The 17,323-nt window shown below is 68.2% G+C and carries 14 protein-coding genes; 11 read left to right on the forward strand and 3 right to left on the reverse strand.

Annotated features, from left to right (window positions below; translation table 11 throughout):
* The 8 genes from KHU32_RS10525 (at window position 1) to KHU32_RS10560 (ending at window position 9,844) form a co-directional block, all read left to right on the forward strand.
* Window positions 1–2,253, forward strand: a complete 2,253-nt coding sequence (locus KHU32_RS10525; protein WP_213670060.1) for a tetratricopeptide repeat protein — start codon at window positions 1–3, stop codon at window positions 2,251–2,253.
* A gap of 31 nt (window positions 2,254–2,284) precedes the next feature.
* Window positions 2,285–3,031: a glycerophosphodiester phosphodiesterase family protein gene (locus tag KHU32_RS10530; RefSeq protein WP_213670061.1), complete on the forward strand. Its 747-nt coding sequence runs from the start codon at window positions 2,285–2,287 to the stop codon at window positions 3,029–3,031.
* A gap of 63 nt (window positions 3,032–3,094) precedes the next feature.
* Entirely contained in the window at window positions 3,095–3,883 is a 789-nt protein-coding gene (locus KHU32_RS10535; protein WP_456315946.1) for an ABC transporter ATP-binding protein, read from the forward strand.
* Window positions 3,883–5,757 carry an AMP-binding protein gene (locus KHU32_RS10540; protein WP_213670062.1) on the forward strand — a complete coding sequence of 625 codons (1,875 nt, stop codon included), beginning with the start codon at window positions 3,883–3,885 and terminating at the stop codon, window positions 5,755–5,757. Before KHU32_RS10535 ends, KHU32_RS10540 begins: the two co-directional genes overlap by 1 nt.
* Window positions 5,757–6,650, forward strand: coding sequence for a branched-chain amino acid ABC transporter permease (locus KHU32_RS10545; RefSeq protein WP_213670063.1), 894 nt, complete (start codon window positions 5,757–5,759; stop codon window positions 6,648–6,650). Before KHU32_RS10540 ends, KHU32_RS10545 begins: the two co-directional genes overlap by 1 nt.
* On the forward strand, window positions 6,650–7,711 hold the full coding sequence (locus KHU32_RS10550) for a branched-chain amino acid ABC transporter permease (RefSeq protein ID WP_213670064.1): 1,062 nt from the start codon (window positions 6,650–6,652) through the stop codon (window positions 7,709–7,711). Before KHU32_RS10545 ends, KHU32_RS10550 begins: the two co-directional genes overlap by 1 nt.
* Before the next feature lie 25 nt (window positions 7,712–7,736).
* Window positions 7,737–9,014 (forward strand): ABC transporter substrate-binding protein, encoded by a 1,278-nt coding sequence (locus KHU32_RS10555; protein WP_213670065.1) that lies wholly within the window; start codon window positions 7,737–7,739, stop codon window positions 9,012–9,014.
* Window positions 9,011–9,844: an ABC transporter ATP-binding protein gene (locus KHU32_RS10560; protein WP_347265538.1), complete on the forward strand. Its 834-nt coding sequence runs from the start codon at window positions 9,011–9,013 to the stop codon at window positions 9,842–9,844. Before KHU32_RS10555 ends, KHU32_RS10560 begins: the two co-directional genes overlap by 4 nt.
* 52 nt (window positions 9,845–9,896) lie before the next feature.
* Here KHU32_RS10560 and nadC read toward each other — a convergent pair whose 3' ends face one another.
* The 3 genes from nadC to KHU32_RS10575 form a co-directional block, all read right to left on the reverse strand.
* On the reverse strand, window positions 9,897–10,748 hold the full coding sequence (nadC, locus tag KHU32_RS10565) for a carboxylating nicotinate-nucleotide diphosphorylase (RefSeq protein ID WP_213670066.1): 852 nt from the start codon (window positions 10,746–10,748) through the stop codon (window positions 9,897–9,899).
* Window positions 10,749–10,758: 10 nt separating this feature from the next.
* On the reverse strand, window positions 10,759–11,733 hold the full coding sequence (gene nadA / locus KHU32_RS10570; RefSeq protein WP_249680944.1) for a quinolinate synthase NadA: 975 nt from the start codon (window positions 11,731–11,733) through the stop codon (window positions 10,759–10,761).
* A gap of 141 nt (window positions 11,734–11,874) precedes the next feature.
* Window positions 11,875–12,804, reverse strand: coding sequence for an NUDIX hydrolase (locus tag KHU32_RS10575; protein ID WP_249681102.1), 930 nt, complete (start codon window positions 12,802–12,804; stop codon window positions 11,875–11,877).
* Window positions 12,805–13,002: 198 nt separating this feature from the next.
* Here KHU32_RS10575 and KHU32_RS10580 point away from each other — a divergent pair, with 198 nt between their 5' ends.
* From KHU32_RS10580 to KHU32_RS10590, 3 genes are read left to right on the forward strand one after another with little or no spacing between them, the layout of a single operon-like run.
* A complete protein-coding gene (locus KHU32_RS10580) occupies window positions 13,003–14,547 on the forward strand; it encodes an AMP-binding protein (RefSeq protein WP_347265556.1) in 1,545 nt (514 codons plus the stop codon).
* The gene (locus KHU32_RS10585; RefSeq protein WP_213670069.1) at window positions 14,544–15,716 is read left to right on the forward strand and encodes an isovaleryl-CoA dehydrogenase; all 1,173 of its coding nucleotides are present in this window, start codon (window positions 14,544–14,546) and stop codon (window positions 15,714–15,716) included. The genes KHU32_RS10580 and KHU32_RS10585 overlap by 4 nt, the downstream gene beginning before the upstream one ends.
* On the forward strand, window positions 15,717–17,318 hold the full coding sequence (locus tag KHU32_RS10590) for a carboxyl transferase domain-containing protein (protein ID WP_213670070.1): 1,602 nt from the start codon (window positions 15,717–15,719) through the stop codon (window positions 17,316–17,318).
* Window positions 17,319–17,323: the final 5 nt, after the last annotated feature.

The raw sequence follows: 17,323 nt of genomic DNA on the forward strand, positions 1-17,323 counted from the left end.
ATGAGCGCCCTGGCGGAATTCGATGCCGGGTTGGACGCACTCCGAGCGGGTCGGACGGAAGCCGCGATCCCGCTACTGGCCTCGGCGCTGGTCCAAGAGCCGGTGCATGCCCTGGCCGCCCTTAATCTCGGCATGGCGCTGATGGATCTGGGGCGTCTCGAAGATGCCGCGCCGCATTTGCGGCAGGCTGCTGCGGCATTGCCCCATGTGCCGGAAGTGCATTTCCGGCTTGGCCGCCTCGCGCATCTGCGTGGCGACGGTGAGGTTGCCCGAAAGGGCTACGACGCCGCGCTGGCGCGCGAGCCCGGCCATGTCGCGTCGCTGGCCGGCCTTGCCGTGCTGGAGCGCAGGGCGGGGGCCAAGGCGCGAGCGGAAGCCTTGATGGCCGAAGCGCTGCTGCATGCGCCGGAGGATAGCGGCCTGGAGCTCGAATACGCCCAGATCCTGCGCGAGACTGGTGCCGAAGACCGCGCGGCCGCGGTGGCGGAAGCGGTGATGGCGCGGGAGCCCGGACTAGGGCAGGCGGGTCTCGTCTGGGTCGATGCCTTGGTGGCCTCGCAGGGCGCAGCGGAGGCACGGCTACGCATCGAGGCAGCGTTGGCGCTGGACCCGCTTTCCGCCGCGCGCGTGGCCGGCTTGGCAAGCCTGATCGAAACCATGGAAGGCGGCGTCGCCGCCCTGCCGCACTGGCGCCTGGCCGAGGCGCTGGCCCCGGAGGACGGCCAGATCCTCAGCGGCCTCGGCCATTGCCTATGGCGCCAGCGCCTGCATCCGGAAGCCCTGGACCTCTTTCAGCGGGCGGTGCGGCTGCTGCCCAACGAGAGGAAGCTGCGTGTCGCGCTGGGGGACCAGCTGTTCCGTGTTCATCGTTTTGCCGAGGCGGCGACAACGCTGCAGGGCGCCATGAGGGATTGGGGAAGCGACTATCGCGCCCAGGCGACGCTGGGCCTCGTTCAGGTCTCGCAGGGCCTCCATGACGAGGCCATCGCCGCCGCGACGGCGGCAGGTGGCGAGAATGAGATGCTGCTGCGGCTCTGCGGTATCGGGCCATATCACCCGGAGCTGGCGGATGCGGCCATCCTGCGCGAGGTCGCGGATCACCTGCATGATGCCCTTTCCGGCGATCTGCCGCCGGCCGTTCTCCCGCCGCGTGAGCCACGGCCTCGATTGAGGGTCGGCTTCCTCTCCCCGCATTTCGGCACCCATCCGGTGGGATGGTTCACCCTGGCAGGTATCGAGCATCTGCCGCGAGACGGGTTCGAGGTCATCCTCCTGTCGCTCGGCGAAAGGGCAGGGCCTCACGCTCAACGCTTCCGCGACAGGGCCGATCGCTGGGTGGTGCTCGACCCTTCCCTGGGCGATCTGCCGCTGGTGGAGCGTCTGCGCGCCGAGGAGCTCGACGTTCTGGTCGAGCTGGGCGGCCATGGATTGGGGGGAAGGGTCCGCGCCTTGCGGCACCGTTGCGCGCCCGTGCAGATCAAATGGGTCGGCTCGCAATCGGCGAGCACCGGGGTGCCCAATATCGACTGGATGCTGACCGACCGGTGGGAGACGCCCGAAGGGTTCGAGCCGTACTACCTGGAGCGCCTCCTGCGCCTGCCTGACGGCTACGTCTGCTACGATCCGCCGGCCGCTGCGCCCGAGATCGCGCCGGCCCCCTGGCAGCGGCGGGGGTATGTCACCTTCGGCTGCTACAACAATCTGGCGAAGGTCACCTCGCGCGTCCTGGCCTGCTGGGCACGCATCCTTGAAGCCGTGCCGAGCAGCCGCCTGGTTCTCCGCACCCATGCGCTCGGCGATGCGCCGACACGGGAGGCCTTCGTCGCCAGAGCGGAGGCGCTGGGCCTGCCGCGGGAGCGGATGGATCTCCATGGCGCCATTCCGCATGCCGAGCTGCTGGCGGCCTATGGCGATATCGACATTTCCCTCGACCCCTTTCCGTACAATGGCGGCCTGACGGTCTGCGAATCCCTCTGGATGGGTGTTCCGGTCCTGACCCTGGTCGGCGGAAGCTTCGCGGCGCGCCACGCGCTCTCGCATCTTTCCAATGTCGGCCTGCCGGACTGGGTTACCTTCGACGAGCAGGAATATGTCGCGCAGGCCGTGGCCCGGGCCGCTGCGCCGGAAAAGCTGGCGACGCTGCGCGCCAGCTTGCGTGGGCGGGTCGCGGCGTCGCCTTTGTGCGATGCGCCCCGCTTCGGCCGAGGCCTCGCCGACGCTCTGCGCCGGGCCGCGCAAGCGGCTTTTGCTTGACCGGAGCCCGGCTTCGGGAAACTGCTGGGGGATGAGCAGAACCGAGATCGCCAGCCATCGCGGCGGCGCCTTCCTCTGGCCGGAGAACAGCCTCCTGGCCTTTCGCCATGCGCTGGGCTTGGCGGCCGAGCAGGTGGAGTTCGATGTGCACGCCAGCCGGGATGGCGAGCCCTTCGTGATCCACGATGCGACGCTGGACCGGACGAGTGACGGCGCCGGTCCGGTCGCCGCGCTGGAGGGCGCGGCATTGCGCCGCCATCGCCTGCGCGGCACGGGCGGCGAGGCGGTGCCGAGCCTGGAGGATGTCGTCGCCCTGATCGGCCCGTCTCCCCAGCGGCTGCGCATGGAAATCAAGGCCGGCGCGGACGGACGGCCCTATCCCGGCCTCGTCCGGCGCTGCGCCGAGGTGCTGGGCGACCGGGTGGCACGCACGGTCTTCATGAGCTTCGAGGCGGCGACGGTCGCGGAAGCGGCGGCACTGGGCGGTTTCGAGCAGCTGGTCTTCCTGGTCGAGACGCGGCCCCTACGCGGCATGCGACCGGTCGATCTCGTGGCGCTGAGCCGAAGCTGTGGCGCGACGGAGGTGGGTGTCCATGAAGGCATGGCCGACGAGGCGCTGCGGGACGCGCTTCGCGCGGCGGGCCTTCGGCTCTCCGTCTGGGGCGCCAATCACGCGCCGAGCATCGCGAGGGCCTTGGCCCTCGGCGTGGATGTGCTGGCGACGGATGATCCGCCCCTCGCCATCCAGATGCGGGAAGGCGCAATTTCATTGCGTTGACGGGTTCGGCCCGCCTAGCCTCCCGGTAACGAAAGAAACCGGGGAGGTCGCGCATTGCAGGAGGTGATCCTGGCCGTGGAGGGCGTGTCGCTTCGCTTCGGCGGCGTCCGCGCGCTCACCGATGTGAGCTTCGAGGTCCGGCGCGGCGAGGTCTTCTCCATCATCGGTCCGAACGGGGCCGGCAAGACCTCCATGGTCAATTGCATCTCTGGCCGCTACCGCCCGACGGAAGGCCGCATCTCCTTCGATGGCCAGGACATCACGCGGCTGCCTCCGAGCCGTCGCGCGCCGCTGGGCATCGGCCGGACCTTCCAGAACCTGGCGCTGTTCGGGCACATGACGGTGCTCGACAACATCATGGTCGGCCGCCACCACTTGCTGAAATCCGGCTTCCTGCGCGGGATGGTCTACTGGCTCGGCGGCGCGCAGACGGAGGAGATCGCACATCGCCGCGAAGTCGAGGACATCATCGACTTCCTGGAGATCCAGCACATCCGCAAGGAGCCGGCGGGCACGCTCTCCTACGGGTTGCGCAAACGGGTAGAACTGGCTCGCGCCATCGCCCTCAAGCCCCGGCTGATCCTGCTGGACGAGCCCATGGCCGGCATGAACCTCGAGGAGAAGGAGGACATGGCGCGCTTCATCCTCGAACTGAACCAGGAATGGGGCATGACGGTGCTCATGATCGAGCACGACATGGGCGTGGTGATGGACATCTCCTCGCGCGTGATGGTGCTCGATTTCGGTAAAAAAATCGCCGACGGCACGCCGGACGAGGTGCTGGCCCATCCGCAGGTTCGCCGCGCCTATCTCGGCGAGGATCTGGATGAAAGCGTGGAGGCCGCCGCGTGATGGCGCCGGATACCCTGCCACGGCTGCTCGCGCATAATGCGGAACGCTACGGCAGCGAGGTGGCGCTGCGCGAGAAGCGCTACGGCATCTGGCACAGCGTGACCTGGGCGCAGTACCAGGCGCGCACGCGCCTCTTCGCGCTGGGGCTACGACGGCTCGGCATGCAGCCGGGCGAGGTCATCGGCCTCATCGGCGACAATCGGCCGGACTGGGTGATGGGAGAGGTCGCGGCCCATGCGATCGGCTGTCGCAGCCTAGGCCTCTATCGGGACGCGCTGGAGGATGAGGTCGCCTGGCTGCTGGAGCATTCCGGTGCCAGCATCGTCTTCGCCGAGGATGAGGAGCAGGTGGACAAGCTGCTCGGCGCCTCGAACCGCCTGCCGGCGCTGCGCTATATTGTCTTCAGCGACCCGCGCGGGATGCGCAAGCTGGATGATCCACGGCTGCTCTCGGCGCAAGAGCTGGCGAAGATCGGCGCCTCGGAAGACCCCGCCGACTACGATGCGCTGCTGGCGGCCCAGGACCCCCAGGCCGTCGCCATTCTTTGCACCACCTCGGGCACCACGGCCCGGCCAAAGCTCGCCATGCTGAGCTCAGCCGCGCTGGTGGGGCATTGCCGCGCCTATCTGCGGGCCGACCCCAAGGGGCCGCAGGACGAATACGTCTCCGTGCTGCCGCTGCCCTGGATCATGGAGCAGATCTACGCGCTGGGCTGGAACCTCATCGCGCGCATGAAGGTCAACTTCGTCGAGGAGCCCGAGACGATGATGGCCGATTTCCGCGAGATCGGTCCCAGCTTCGTTCTCTTCGCCCCCCGCACCTGGGAGGCCCTGGCCGCGGAGGTGCGCGCGCGTGTGCTGGATGCGAGCCCGCTGAAGCGCCGGCTCTACGACGCCGGCATGAAGATGGGCCTCGCCGCGCTGGATAAGGGCGGCCGAAGTGCTGCGGCGGACCAGATCCTGTTCCGGGCGCTGCGCGATCGGCTCGGCTTCTCCAACCTCACCTCCGCCTCGACGGGCGGCGCGGCCCTGGGGCCGGAAACCTTCCGCTTTTTCCTCGCGCTCGGCGTGCCGCTGCGGCAGCTCTACGGCCAGACGGAGCTGCTCGGCGCCTATACGCTGCAGGAGAAGGGCAGGGGCGACTTCGACACCGTCGGCGTGCCCTTCGGCCCGGAGGTCGAGCTGCGGGTGAACGAGCCGGACGCCAATGGCGTGGGTGAGATCGTCACGCGGCACCCGCACATGTTCCAGGGCTATTTCGGCACGGCGGAGGTCGCCGATATGCGTGACGGCTGGATGCACACGGGCGATGCCGGATATTTCGACCGGCAGGGCCGCCTGGTCGTGATCGACCGCATCAAGGATATCGCGAGCACCTCCGGCGGCACGCGCTTCAGCCCACAATACATCGAGAACAAGCTGAAGTTCAGCCCCTATATCGCCGAGGCCGTGGTGCTGGGCGACGGCCGGCCGCACCTCGCAGCCATGATCTGCATCCGCTTCCCGATCGTCAGCAAATGGGCCGAGCGGCAGCGTATCGCCTTCACCACCTATACGGATCTCGCGGCGCGGCCGCAGGTCCAGGCGCTGCTTGCGGCCGAGGTCGCGCGGGTGAACGCCACCCTGCCGGAAGCCCAGCGCATCCGTGACTTCCTCCTTCTCTACAAGGAGCTGGACGCCGACGACGATGAGCTGACGCGCACGCGAAAGGTCCGGCGCGGCGTCATCAACCAGAAGTACGGCGACATCATCGAGGCCATCTACCGGGGCGAGGCCGCCATTCCGGTGGACACCACCATCAGCTTCCAGGACGGCACCAAGAGCCGCATCCGTACCACCCTCCTGGTCCAGCGCACCGAGAAGGAGGCCGCCTGATGGAATGGGCCCTGCTGCTGCAGCTGGTGTTGAACGGGCTGATCGTGGGCGCGCTCTACGGCGTTGTCGCGATGAGCTTTGTGCTGATCTACAAGGCCAGCCAGGTGGTGAACTTCGCCCAGGGCGAGTTCATGCTCATCGGCGCCTGGGTCTGCTGGTGGCTGCTGACGAAGTGGCAGCTGCCCTTTTGGATCGGCTTCCCGGTCTGCCTGGCCTTCATGACCATTTTCGGTGTCATCGTGCAGGTGGTGGTGCTGCGGCCCCTGATCGGCGAGCCGGTGATCAGCGTCATCATGGCGACCGTGGGCCTCTCCATCTTCTTCCAGGCGCTGATGAAGTGGATGTTCGGCGTCTTCGCGCAGCCTTTCCCGCCGATCTTCCCGGCCGAGCGCCTCTCACTCTTCGGCCTGCAGATCCAGAGCGTCTACCTGCTGTCCCTGGCGCTCTCGGCCGTGATCATGCTGGGCTTCTGGTGGTTCTTCACCTTCAGCAAGCACGGGCTGGCCATGCGGGCTACGGCCTTCGACCAGCAGGTGGCGCAGTCGCTGGGTGTGTCCGTCCCGAAGGTCTTCGCCATGTCCTGGGCGATCTCGGCGGTGGTGTCCGCGGTCGCCGGCGTCGTGGTGGGCGTGGTCTCCGGCGTGAGCTCCGGCCTCAGCTTCTACGGCATCAAGGTCTTTCCGGCGGTGATCCTGGGCGGGCTGGATTCCATCGTCGGCGGGATGCTGGGCGGGCTCATTGTCGGCGTGCTCGAGAATCTGGCGCAATATGTGGACGCCCAGTGGCTCAACTGGGGGAACATGACCAATATCGCGCCCTTCTACGCGCTGGTGCTGATCCTGCTGATCAAGCCCTATGGGCTCTTCGGCACCAAGAACATCGAGCGCGTCTGATGAGCATGACGCCGTCCGGCGACTTCCGCACCAGCTACGCGGCGGACATGACCATCTTCCCTACGCGTAACTCGCGCTTGGCGCTGCTGATCGGGCTGGCGGTGCTGCTCTGCGCGCCGCTGGTCCTCGGGCGCTACGAGCTTTCGCTGATGATCCAGATCGGCTTTCTGGGCATCGCCGCGCTGGGGCTGAACATCCTGGTGGGCTTCACCGGGCAGATCAGCATCGGCCATGCGGCCTTCTTCGGCTTCGGCGCCTTCGCTTCGGCCTGGCTGGTCGAGCACGGGGTGCCGGTGCCGCTGGCCATTCCGCTCGCGGGGGTGGCGACGGCGCTGGTCGGCCTCGTCTTCGGCCTGCCGGCGGCGCGGTTGAAGGGGCTCTACCTCGCCATCGCCACGCTGGCCGCTCAGTTCATCCTTGAGGACTTCTTCGCCCGGGCAAGATGGTTCACCGGCGGGGTGGCCGGCCGCATCACCGAACCCTTCACGCTGCTCGGCCTGCGCTTCGACCATGACGAGACCTATTTCTACGTGGTGGTCTTCTGGGTGGTGGTGATGTTCGTGGCCGCCGCCAACCTCATGCGCAGCCGCGACGGCCGGGCGCTGGTGGCGGTGCGCGACCACTACCTCAGCGCCGAGCTGATGGGCATCAACCTGGCCTATTACCGCACGCTCTCCTTCGGGATCGCAAGCTTCTATGCCGGCGTCGGCGGGGCGCTCTACGCGCACTACCTGCTTTTCGTGAGCGTCGAGGCCTTCAACATCCTCTTCTCCATCCAGTTCCTGGCGATGGTCATCATCGGCGGGCTGGGCTCCGTCATGGGCAGCCTGATGGGCGCGGCCTTTATGGTGCTGATGCCCGAGCTGGTGCAGAGCGCAGCCCAGGCGCTGGAGGGCGGGGCGATCGACCGCGCGCTGTCGCTCGGCGCCTCGATCAACTTCCTGCGGGAGATGGCGATAGGCGCCGCCATCATCCTCTTCCTGATCTTCGAGCCGGACGGCCTTGCCCGAAGATGGCGGCTGATGAAGGCCTATTGGAAGCTGTACCCCTACTCGCACTAAGAAAAACAAAACGGAGGCAACGGAAATGAGGACAACGATCCTTGCGGGCGCGGCGGCGCTGCTGATGACAGCGCCAGCCTTCGCACAGGCACCCTATCCCATCGGCCATATCGCGGATTACAGCGGCGCGACCTCCGATGTCGGCGTGCCCTATGGCCGTGGCGTCCAGGACGCGCTGGCCTGGGTGAACGCCAACCGCCGCATCGGCGGGCGCACCATGAACGTCATGACCATGGATTACGGTTATCAGGCGCAGAGGGCCATCGCGCAGTATCAGGCCTGGATGAGCCGCGAGCGCCCGGTCGCGATCCAGGGCTGGGGCACGGCGGACACCGAGGCGCTGACCACCTTCGTCACGCGCGACCGCGTGCCCTATATCTCCGGCTCCTACTCGGCCGCGCTGACGGATCCCACCGGCCGTGCGCCGCGCGCCGAGAAGGCGGCCCCATTCAACTTCTTCTACGGCCCGTCCTATTCGGACTCGCTGCGCGCCATGCTGATCTGGGCACAGCAGGACTGGCGGGCCCGCGGCCAGACGGGCCGCCCGCGCTATGTCCATATGGGGGCCAACCATCCCTATCCGAACTCGCCCAAGGCGGCAGGCGAGGCGCTGGCGACGGAACTCGGTTTCGACGTGATCCCCGCCATCCAATTCGCCCTGACGCCCGGCGACTACACGGCGCAGTGCCTGACCCTGAAGAACCAGGGCGCCAACTACGCCTATCTCGGCAACACGGCGGGCTCGAACATCTCCGTGCTGCGCGCCTGCCAGACGGTGGGGGTACAGGTGCAGTTCCTCGGCAATGTCTGGGGGATGGACGAGAATGCGATGAAGGCGGCGGGGGCGGCGGCCAATGGTGTCGTCTTCCCGGTTCGCACCTCGGCGGTCTGGGGCCAGGATGCGCCCGGCATGGCCAATATCCGCGCCATCTCGCGCATCAGCGACCAGGCGGGAACGGCCTATCGGCCCGTGCACTACCTGGCGGGCGTCTGTGCGGCGATGCTCATGGTGGAAGCCATGGAGACGGCGGCCGAGCGCGGGCAGGTCAACGGCGTCAGCATTCGAGATGGTTTCTACACCCGCCAGAACTGGGTGCCGAACGGTTTCGACGGCGTCTGCGCCCCGTCCAATTTCACGGCCGAGGACCATCGCGGCACGTTGTCCGTCGCCCTCTACCGCGCTGTCGTGAACGGCGACACGACGCAGGGCAGCGTGGATGACCTCATGCGCGCAGGTACCATGCGGCTGGAGCCGGTGACCACGATCAACCTCGACCGCCGGCGCGACTGGCTCGGCTGGTGAGCCAGGCGCAGCCCGCGCAGGAGGCGTCTGCGGCAGCCGGGGAGCTGCTGCTGCAGGTGAACAACATCGAGGTCGTCTACAATGACGTCATCCTCGTGCTGCGCGGGTTGTCGCTGGAGGTACCGAAGGGGCGGATCGTGGCCCTTCTCGGGGCCAATGGCGCGGGGAAGTCCACCACGCTCAAGGCCATCTCGGGCCTGCTGAAGACGGAGGAGGGCGAGGTCACGCGCGGCGAGATCCGCTTCGCCGGCGATCGCATCGACGGGATCGACCCGCACCTCATCGTCCGGCGCGGCATCTTCCAGGTGATGGAGGGGCGGCGGATCATCTCGGACATGACCTCCATCGAGAACCTGCGGCTCGGCGCCTTCACCCGCTCGGACGGAGAGGTGAAGCGCGATATCGAGATGGTCTTCGAGTATTTCCCGCGATTGAAGGAACGCACGGGCCTCGCCGGCTACCTCTCCGGTGGCGAGCAGCAGATGCTGGCGATCGGCCGCGCGCTGATGGCACGGCCCAAGCTCATCCTGATGGACGAGCCTTCCATGGGCCTCTCGCCGCTGCTGGTGAAGGAGGTCTTCTCCATCATCCGGCGGCTGAACCGTGACCTCGGCATCACCATCCTGCTGGTGGAGCAGAATGCGCGCATGGCGCTCTCCGTCGCCGATTACGGCTATGTGATGGAGCAGGGGAAGGTCGTGCTGGACGGCACGGCCTCCGCGCTGATGGACAATGAGGATGTGAAGGAATTCTACCTCGGCGGCCACGGCACCGAGCGGAAGAGCTTTCGCGACATCAAGAGCTACAAGCGGCGCAAGCGCTGGCTTTGAGGCGAGAGGGCGCCGCCCCCTCGCGCTCGATCAATAAACCCTCGGACCTTCGTCAGTCGCGGTAGTCCAGCCCGATATCCAGCACCGTCGCGCTGTGCGTGAGCCAGCCGATCGAGATCAGGTCCACCCCCGTCGCCGCCACGTCCGGCGCCGTCTCGGGCGTGATCCGGCCGGACGCCTCGGTGATCATGCGGCCGTCGACCAGCGCCACCGCCTCGCGCAGCATCGCCGGTCCCATATTGTCGAGCAGCACCGCGTCCAGCTTCAAGGTCAGCGCCTCCTCGAGTTGCGCCAGGCTGTCCACTTCCAGCTCGATCTTCACCATATGGCCGACATGCGCGCGGACGCGCTCCACTGCGGGCCGAATGCCACCGGCCATGGCGACGTGGTTGTCCTTGATCAGCACGGCGTCATCCAGGCCGAAGCGATGGTTGGAGCCACCGCCGACGCGCACCGCGTATTTCTGCACGGCCCGCAGGCCTGGCATGGTCTTGCGCGTGCAGCAGATGCTGGCCTTGGTGCCCTTCACCGCCGCGACGATGCGCGCGGTGGCGCTGGCGATGCCGCTGAGGTGGCAGAGGAAGTTGAGCGCCGTGCGCTCGGCGGTAAGCAATCCGCGCGCCGGACCGGACAGCGTGGCGATGACGTCGCCGGGGGCGAGGGGGCTGCCATCCGGCCGCTCGACCACCGCTTCGATGCGCGGATCGATCAGGCGGAAGGCCAGCAGGGCCAGATCGAGCCCCGCGATGACGCCCGGCTGCCGCGCGACCAGCGCGACGGTGGATCGCGCCTCGGCCGGAATCACGGCTTCCGTCGTCACATCGCCGGCGCGGCCGAGATCCTCGAGCAGCGCCATGCGCACGAGAGGTTCCAGCATGACCTGGGGCAGGGAAGAAAACGTCATGTCCGGGACCTCAGATGGCGAGCATGCGCTCGACGGCGCGGCGCGCGCGGTCGGCGATCTCGGGGGCGATGGTGACCTCGTGGCGCATTTCCTGCAGCGCGGCGCGGATGCCGGGCAGCGTGATGCGCTTCATGTGCGGGCAGAGATTGCAGGGCCGCACGAAGCCCACCTCGGGATACTGCGCGGCCAGGTTGTCGCTCATCGAGCATTCGGTGATGAGAGCGACGCTCGCGGGCCGCTTCTGCGCGACGAAGTCGTTCATCATCGCGGTCGAGCCGGCGAAGTCCGCCTCGGCCACCACGTCGGGCGGGCATTCCGGATGGGCGAGCACGATGACGCCCGGATGCCCTTCGCGCAGCTGGCGGATATCGGCCGGGGTGAAGCGCTCATGCACTTCGCAATGGCCGTTCCAGGTGATGACCTCGACGCCTGTCTCGCGTGCCACGTTCTGCGCCAGGTATTCATCCGGCAGCAGGATCACGCGCGGGACGCCCAGACCCTCCACAATCTTCCGGACATTCCCCGAGGTGCAGCAGATGTCGGACTCCGCCTTCACGGCGGCCGAGGTGTTCACGTAGGTCACGACCGGCACGCCGGGATGGGCCGCGCGCAGCCCCCGGATATCGGCCGGCGTGATGCTCTCGGCGAGCGAGCAGCCGGCCTCGGTATCGGGGATCAGCACGGTCTTGCTGGGGTTCAGCAGCTTCGCCGTCTCGGCCATGAAGTGAACGCCGGCCAGCAGGATGACATCGGCCTCGACCGACATCGCCTCGCGCGCCAGGGCCAGGCTGTCGCCCACGATGTCGGCGACGCAGTGGAAGATCTCCGGCGTCTGGTAGTTATGCGCGAGGATGACCGCGCGCCGTTGGCGCTTCAGCTCCAGGATGGCGTCGATCTCCTCGGCGAAGGAGGGCCATTCGATCGGTGGGATGACGTGGCGTACCCGCTCGTATAGCGGCGCCGTGCGCGCCTGCAGGGCGTTCATGGGCATGACTCCTCATTATGCTCTTTTAGAGCATTTCTGGGCCGCAGGACGGCCGGACGGGCGATCATCACCGCCTGCCAGTTATGCTAGAAGTGAGCATAAGATTGTCAAGGGATCGTCAAACGGCCGACGGGCGGCCGTTCAAACCATGCGTGAGATCGGCAGCGTGGTGCCGGTGATGGCGCGCTCCTGGAGCACACGCTCGCGGAAGCGGAAGAGCTTGGCCGGGCGGCCGCCCGTCTCGCTCGTGACCTCGCCGGTCTCCTCGACGAGCGACTGCTGCTCGACCAGGCGGCGGAAGTTCTGCTTGTGCAGCATCTGGCCGGCCAGCGCCTCCACCGCGCGCTGGAGTTGCAGCAGCGTGAAGCTCTCGGCCATCAGCTCGAAGACCACGGGCCGGTATTTGATCTTGGCCCGCAGACGCGCGATGCCGGTCGCAAGGATGCGGCGGTGGTCGTGCAGCATCTCCTCGCCCGGCAGGGCCTCGGCCATGTCGCCGCCACGCCGGCGGATCGCCTCCGCCACCAGCCCGGCCTCGAAGAGCAGCTCGTAGCGCTGGAGCACCATCTCCTCGTTCCAGGGCAGGTCGCCCACGCCGAAGGTGATGCGGAAGCGCTGCTGGCGGGCGCGCCGTATCGCGGCTTCGGCCGGCTCCGCCGCCCAGCTCCGCAGCCGGGGCAGGATCGCCTTGGCGATCAGCGGCGGCGCGCCGTCCCGCCAGTCCTCCCAGGGAAAGTAGCGGTACCAGACGCGCCAGCCGGGCTGGTCGCGGCCGGAGGCACGGGATTGCCGCGTCAGGCCGAGATAGCTGATCGAGATCACCCGCCGGCCGGTATCCTCGGCCGAGCGGTCGCGGTCGGCGAAGGTATAGAGCTGCTCGACATAGCCCAGCGGATGATGCGTCTGCTGCTCCACCCAGCCGCGGAGGCCCGCCTGGAGGGTGCGGTGGCCGGAGGCGAAGGGGCCCGACGGCAGCAGGCTGCCCTCGCGGATAGTCAGCACGCGCGGCTCGCCGTCGGTCACGGCCACCACCACGGCGGTCAGCTCGGCTTCGATGGCGCCATCCTGCAAGGCGGTCACGGTCCTTCCGCTGCGCCGGCGAATCGCGTCCGGCCTTCCCGATTTCGGGGCCGTCATGCCATGCTCGCGTGGCGCCCGCCAATGCCGGAGAACCCGGGGGGAGACGGGCGAACAGGGAGGTCGCATGCCGCAGGACGCCGCGGGTCACGGGCCGGAGATCGGCAGCGACGGGCGGCCCCTGCCTTGGCGGTGACCTCCTATGAGCAGTGGCGCCGCGAATTCCGCTGGGACGTCCCGGACCGCTTCAACATCGCCCGCGCCTGCTGCGACCGCTGGGCGGATGGAACTGGCCGGCCGGCGCTGCTGCGCGAGGCGGGCGACGGCCTGGCGAGCCTGAGCTTCGACCAGCTCCATGAGATGAGCTGCCGTTTTGCCAATCTGCTCCTGGCCCAGGGCATCCGTGCGGGGGATCGGGTGGCGATCCTGCTGCCGCAATCCTGGGAGGTCGCGGTCGCGCATCTGGCGATCTACCGGATGGGGGCCATCGCGGTGCCCCTCTTCGCGCTCTTCGGCGCCGACGCCATCGCCTACCGGCTGGCCGATTGCGATGCGCGGGCCATCGTCACGAATGCGGAGAGCCTGCCGAAGCTTCCCGACGGGCCTCTGGTCATCCTGACGGAGGGGAGCGCGCCCGGCGCCGTCGACTTCCACGCCGGCATGGCGCGCGCCAGCCCCGATCATGCCTGCCTGGACACGCAGGCGGACGACCCGGCGCTGATCATCTACACCAGCGGCACGACGGGCGCGCCGAAGGGGGCGCTGCACGCGCATCGCGTGCTGCTCGGCCATCTGCCGGGCGTCGAGATGCCGCAGGACCTCTTCCCCCAGCCCGGTGACCGCTTCTGGACGCCCGCCGACTGGGCCTGGATCGGCGGGCTGCTGGACGTGCTGCTGCCCTCCCTCTTCCACCGTGTGCCGGTGCTGGCCCTGCGCATGGAGAAGTTCGACCCGGAGCGCGCCTTCCACACCATCGAGCGGCATCGCCTGCGCAACCTCTTCCTGCCGCCCACGGCGCTGCGACTGATGCGCCAGGTGCCCGGCGGTCGGGCAGGTCCGCGCTCCATCGGTTCCGGCGGCGAGACGCTGGGCGCGGAGATGCTGGAATGGGGGCGCGAGGCCTTCGGGGTCACCATCAACGAGTTCTACGGCCAGACGGAATGCAACCTGGTCGTCTCCTCCTGCGGGGCGCTGTTTCCGCCCCGGCCCGGCTGGGCCGGCCGCGCCGTGCCGGGGCACGAGGTGGCCATCGTCGATGGCGAGATCGCGGTGAAGTCCCCCGATCCGGTGATGTTCCTGCGCTACTGGAACCGCCCGGACGCGACGGCCGAGAAGTATCGCGACGGTTGGTTGATGACGGGCGATGCCGGCAAGATGGATGGCGACGGCTTCATCCGCTTCCTCGGCCGGGCCGATGACGTCATCACCTCCGCCGGCTACCGCATCGGCCCGGCCGAGGTGGAGGATTGCCTGATGCGCCATCCCGCCGTCGCGGCGGCGGCGGTGGTGGGCCTGCCCGATCCGTTGCGCACGGAGGTGGTGGCGGCCGCCATCGTGCTGCGCGCGGGCGAAACGGCCTCGGAGGACTTGGCGCGTCGCCTGCAGGAGCATGTGCGCGCGCGCCTCGCCGGTCATCTTTATCCCCGTCACGTCCGCTTCGTGGCAGAATTGCCCCAGACGGCGACGGGCAAGATCATGCGCCGGGTGATACGCCAGGACTGGGGGAAGCTGAGATGATCCCGAACGGGCCTTCAGGCCTCGATTTCGCCCTGGGCGAGGAGATCGACGCGCTGCGCGACGCCACGCGCCGCTTCGCGGCCGACCGGGTGGCGCCCATCGCCGCCGAGATCGACCGCACCGACGAGTTCCCCCGCCACCTCTGGCCGGAGATGGGCGCGCTCGGCCTGCACGGCATCACGGCGGATGAGGAATATGGCGGATCGGGCATGGGCTACCTGGCCCATTGCATCGCCATGGAGGAGGTGAGCCGCGCCTCGGCCAGCGTGGGCCTGAGCTACGGCGCGCATTCCAACCTCTGCGTGAATCAGCTCACGCGCAACGGCAACACGGCGCAGAAGGCGCGGTACCTGCCGAAGCTCATCAGCGGCGAGCACCTGGGAGCGCTGGCCATGAGCGAGCCCAATGCCGGCAGCGACGTGGTGAGCATGAAGCTTCGCGCCGAGAAGCGCGGCGACCGCTACGTGCTGAACGGCACCAAGCTCTGGATCACCAATGCCCATTACGCCGAGACGCTGATCGTCTACGCCAAGACCGATCCGGAGGCCGGGCCGAAGGGCATCACCGCCTTCATCGTCGAGCGCGGCATGAAGGGGTTCACCCCGGCGCAGAAGCTCGACAAGCTTGGCATGCGCGGCTCTCCCACCTCAGAGCTCGTCTTCGAGGATTGCGAGGTCCCGGAGGAGAATGTGCTTGGTGCCGTGAACGGCGGCGTGCGGGTGCTGATGTCAGGCCTGGACTATGAGCGCGCGGTGCTCGCCGCAGGCCCGCTCGGCATCCTGCAGGCCTGCCTGGACGTGGTCGTCCCCTATATCCACGAGCGGAAGCAATTCGGCCAGGCGATCGGCGAGTTCCAGTTCATTCAGGGCAAGGTTGCCGACATGTACACGCAGCTCAACGCGGCGCGGGCCTATGTCTACGCCGTGGCGCGCGCCTGCGACGCGGGGAAGACGACGCGCAAGGATGCGGCGGGCGCGATCCTCTTCACGGCCGAGGCGGCGACGAAGGCCGCGCTGGACGCGATCCAGATCCTGGGCGGCAACGGCTATATCAACGACTATCCGACCGGCCGCCTGCTGCGCGACGCGAAGCTCTATGAGATCGGCGCCGGTACCAGCGAGATCCGGCGCCTCTTGATCGGCCGCGAGCTCTTCCGTGAGACCGCCTGAATGGCGCTGACGTCGAATGTGAACCCGCGAAGCAGCGAGTTCCGCGAGAACGCCGCCGCCATGCAGGTGCTGCTGGATCAGCTGGCCGAGCGCACGGCCAAGGCCGCGCAAGGCGGAAGCGAGCAGGCGAGGGCGCGCCACACCAGTCGGGGAAAATTGCTGCCGCGGCAGCGGGTGGAGCGCCTGCTCGATCCGGGCGCGCCCTTCCTCGAGCTTTCGCCGCTGGCGGCGAACGGCATGTATGGCGAGGATATTCCGGGCGCGGGCCTCATTACCGGCATCGGCATGGTCAGTGGTCGCGCCTGCGTCATCGTCGCCAATGACGCGACGGTGAAGGGCGGCAGCTACTACCCGCTCACGGTGAAGAAGCACCTGCGCGCGCAGGAGGTGGCGGCGCAGAATAAGCTGCCCTGCCTCTACCTCGTGGACAGCGGCGGCGCGAACCTGCCCAACCAGGACGAGATCTTCCCCGACCGGGAGCATTTCGGCCGCATCTTCTTCAACCAGGCGAATATGTCGGCCGCCGGCATCCCGCAGATCGCGGCCGTTATGGGCAGTTGCACGGCCGGCGGCGCCTATGTGCCCGCCATGTGCGACGAGGCGGTGATCGTCCGTAACCAGGGCACCATCTTCCTCGGCGGTCCGCCGCTGGTGAAGGCGGCGACGGGGGAGATCGTGACCGCGGAGGATCTCGGCGGTGGCGACGTTCACACGCGCCTTTCCGGCGTCGCCGACCACCTCGCGGCGGACGACATGGACGCGCTCGGCCGGTTGCGCCGGATCGTGGCCAACCTGAACGCGGCGCCGCCGCCCGCGCCGCCACATGCGCCCGCCATGCCGCTCTTCGCGCCGGAGGAGCTGCACGGCGTCCTGCCCCACGACCTACGCCAGCCCTATGACGTGCGCGAGGTGATCGCCCGCATCGTGGACGGCAGCGAGCTCGACGAGTTCAAGCCGCGCTACGGTGCCACGCTGGTCACGGGCTTTGCGCGCATCTGGGGCCATCCCGTCGGCGTGATCGCCAATAACGGCATCCTCTTCAGCGAGAGCGCGCAGAAGGGCGCGCATTTCATCGAGCTCTGCTGCCAGCGGAAAATTCCGCTGCTCTTCCTGCAGAATATCTCGGGCTTCATGGTCGGCCGGAAATACGAGACCGGCGGCATCGCGAAGGATGGCGCGAAGCTCGTCACGGCCGTGGCGACGGCGCAGGTGCCCAAGCTCACGGTCATCATCGGCGGCAGCTTCGGCGCGGGGAATTACGGCATGTGCGGCCGCGCCTATTCGCCGCGCTTCCTCTTTGCCTGGCCCAATGCGCGCATCAGCGTGATGGGCGGCGAGCAGGCGGCAAGCGTGCTGGCGACGCTCCGCCGGGACAATATCGAAACCTCCGGAAAAACCTGGAGCACCGCGGAGGAGGAGGCCTTCAAGGCGCCCATCCGGGAGAAGTACGAGCGGGAAGGGGACCCCTATTACGCCACCGCGCGACTCTGGGACGACGGCATCATCCCGCCGGCCATGACGCGCGACGTGCTGGGCCTCGCGCTCAACGCCGCGCTGCACGCGCCGATCCCCGACACGAAGTTCGGCCTGTTCAGGATGTAGGCGGA

This window comes from Roseococcus pinisoli (genome assembly GCF_018413645.1).
Taxonomy (GTDB): Bacteria; Pseudomonadota; Alphaproteobacteria; order Acetobacterales; family Acetobacteraceae; genus Roseococcus; species Roseococcus pinisoli.

What these genes read in the sequence shown, in the direction of transcription:
- KHU32_RS10525 (WP_213670060.1), top strand. Translation starts at nt 1, where the DNA reads ATGAGCGCCCTGGCGGAATTCGATGCCGGGTTGGACGCACTCCGAGCG.
- KHU32_RS10530 (WP_213670061.1), top strand. Translation starts at nt 2,285, where the DNA reads ATGAGCAGAACCGAGATCGCCAGCCATCGCGGCGGCGCCTTCCTCTGG.
- KHU32_RS10540 (WP_213670062.1), top strand. Translation starts at nt 3,883, where the DNA reads ATGGCGCCGGATACCCTGCCACGGCTGCTCGCGCATAATGCGGAACGC.
- KHU32_RS10545 (WP_213670063.1), top strand. Translation starts at nt 5,757, where the DNA reads ATGGAATGGGCCCTGCTGCTGCAGCTGGTGTTGAACGGGCTGATCGTG.
- KHU32_RS10550 (WP_213670064.1), top strand. Translation starts at nt 6,650, where the DNA reads ATGAGCATGACGCCGTCCGGCGACTTCCGCACCAGCTACGCGGCGGAC.
- KHU32_RS10555 (WP_213670065.1), top strand. Translation starts at nt 7,737, where the DNA reads ATGAGGACAACGATCCTTGCGGGCGCGGCGGCGCTGCTGATGACAGCG.
- nadC (WP_213670066.1), bottom strand. Translation starts at nt 10,748, where the DNA reads ATGACGTTTTCTTCCCTGCCCCAGGTCATGCTGGAACCTCTCGTGCGC.
- nadA (WP_249680944.1), bottom strand. Translation starts at nt 11,733, where the DNA reads ATGAACGCCCTGCAGGCGCGCACGGCGCCGCTATACGAGCGGGTACGC.
- KHU32_RS10585 (WP_213670069.1), top strand. Translation starts at nt 14,544, where the DNA reads ATGATCCCGAACGGGCCTTCAGGCCTCGATTTCGCCCTGGGCGAGGAG.
- KHU32_RS10590 (WP_213670070.1), top strand. Translation starts at nt 15,717, where the DNA reads ATGGCGCTGACGTCGAATGTGAACCCGCGAAGCAGCGAGTTCCGCGAG.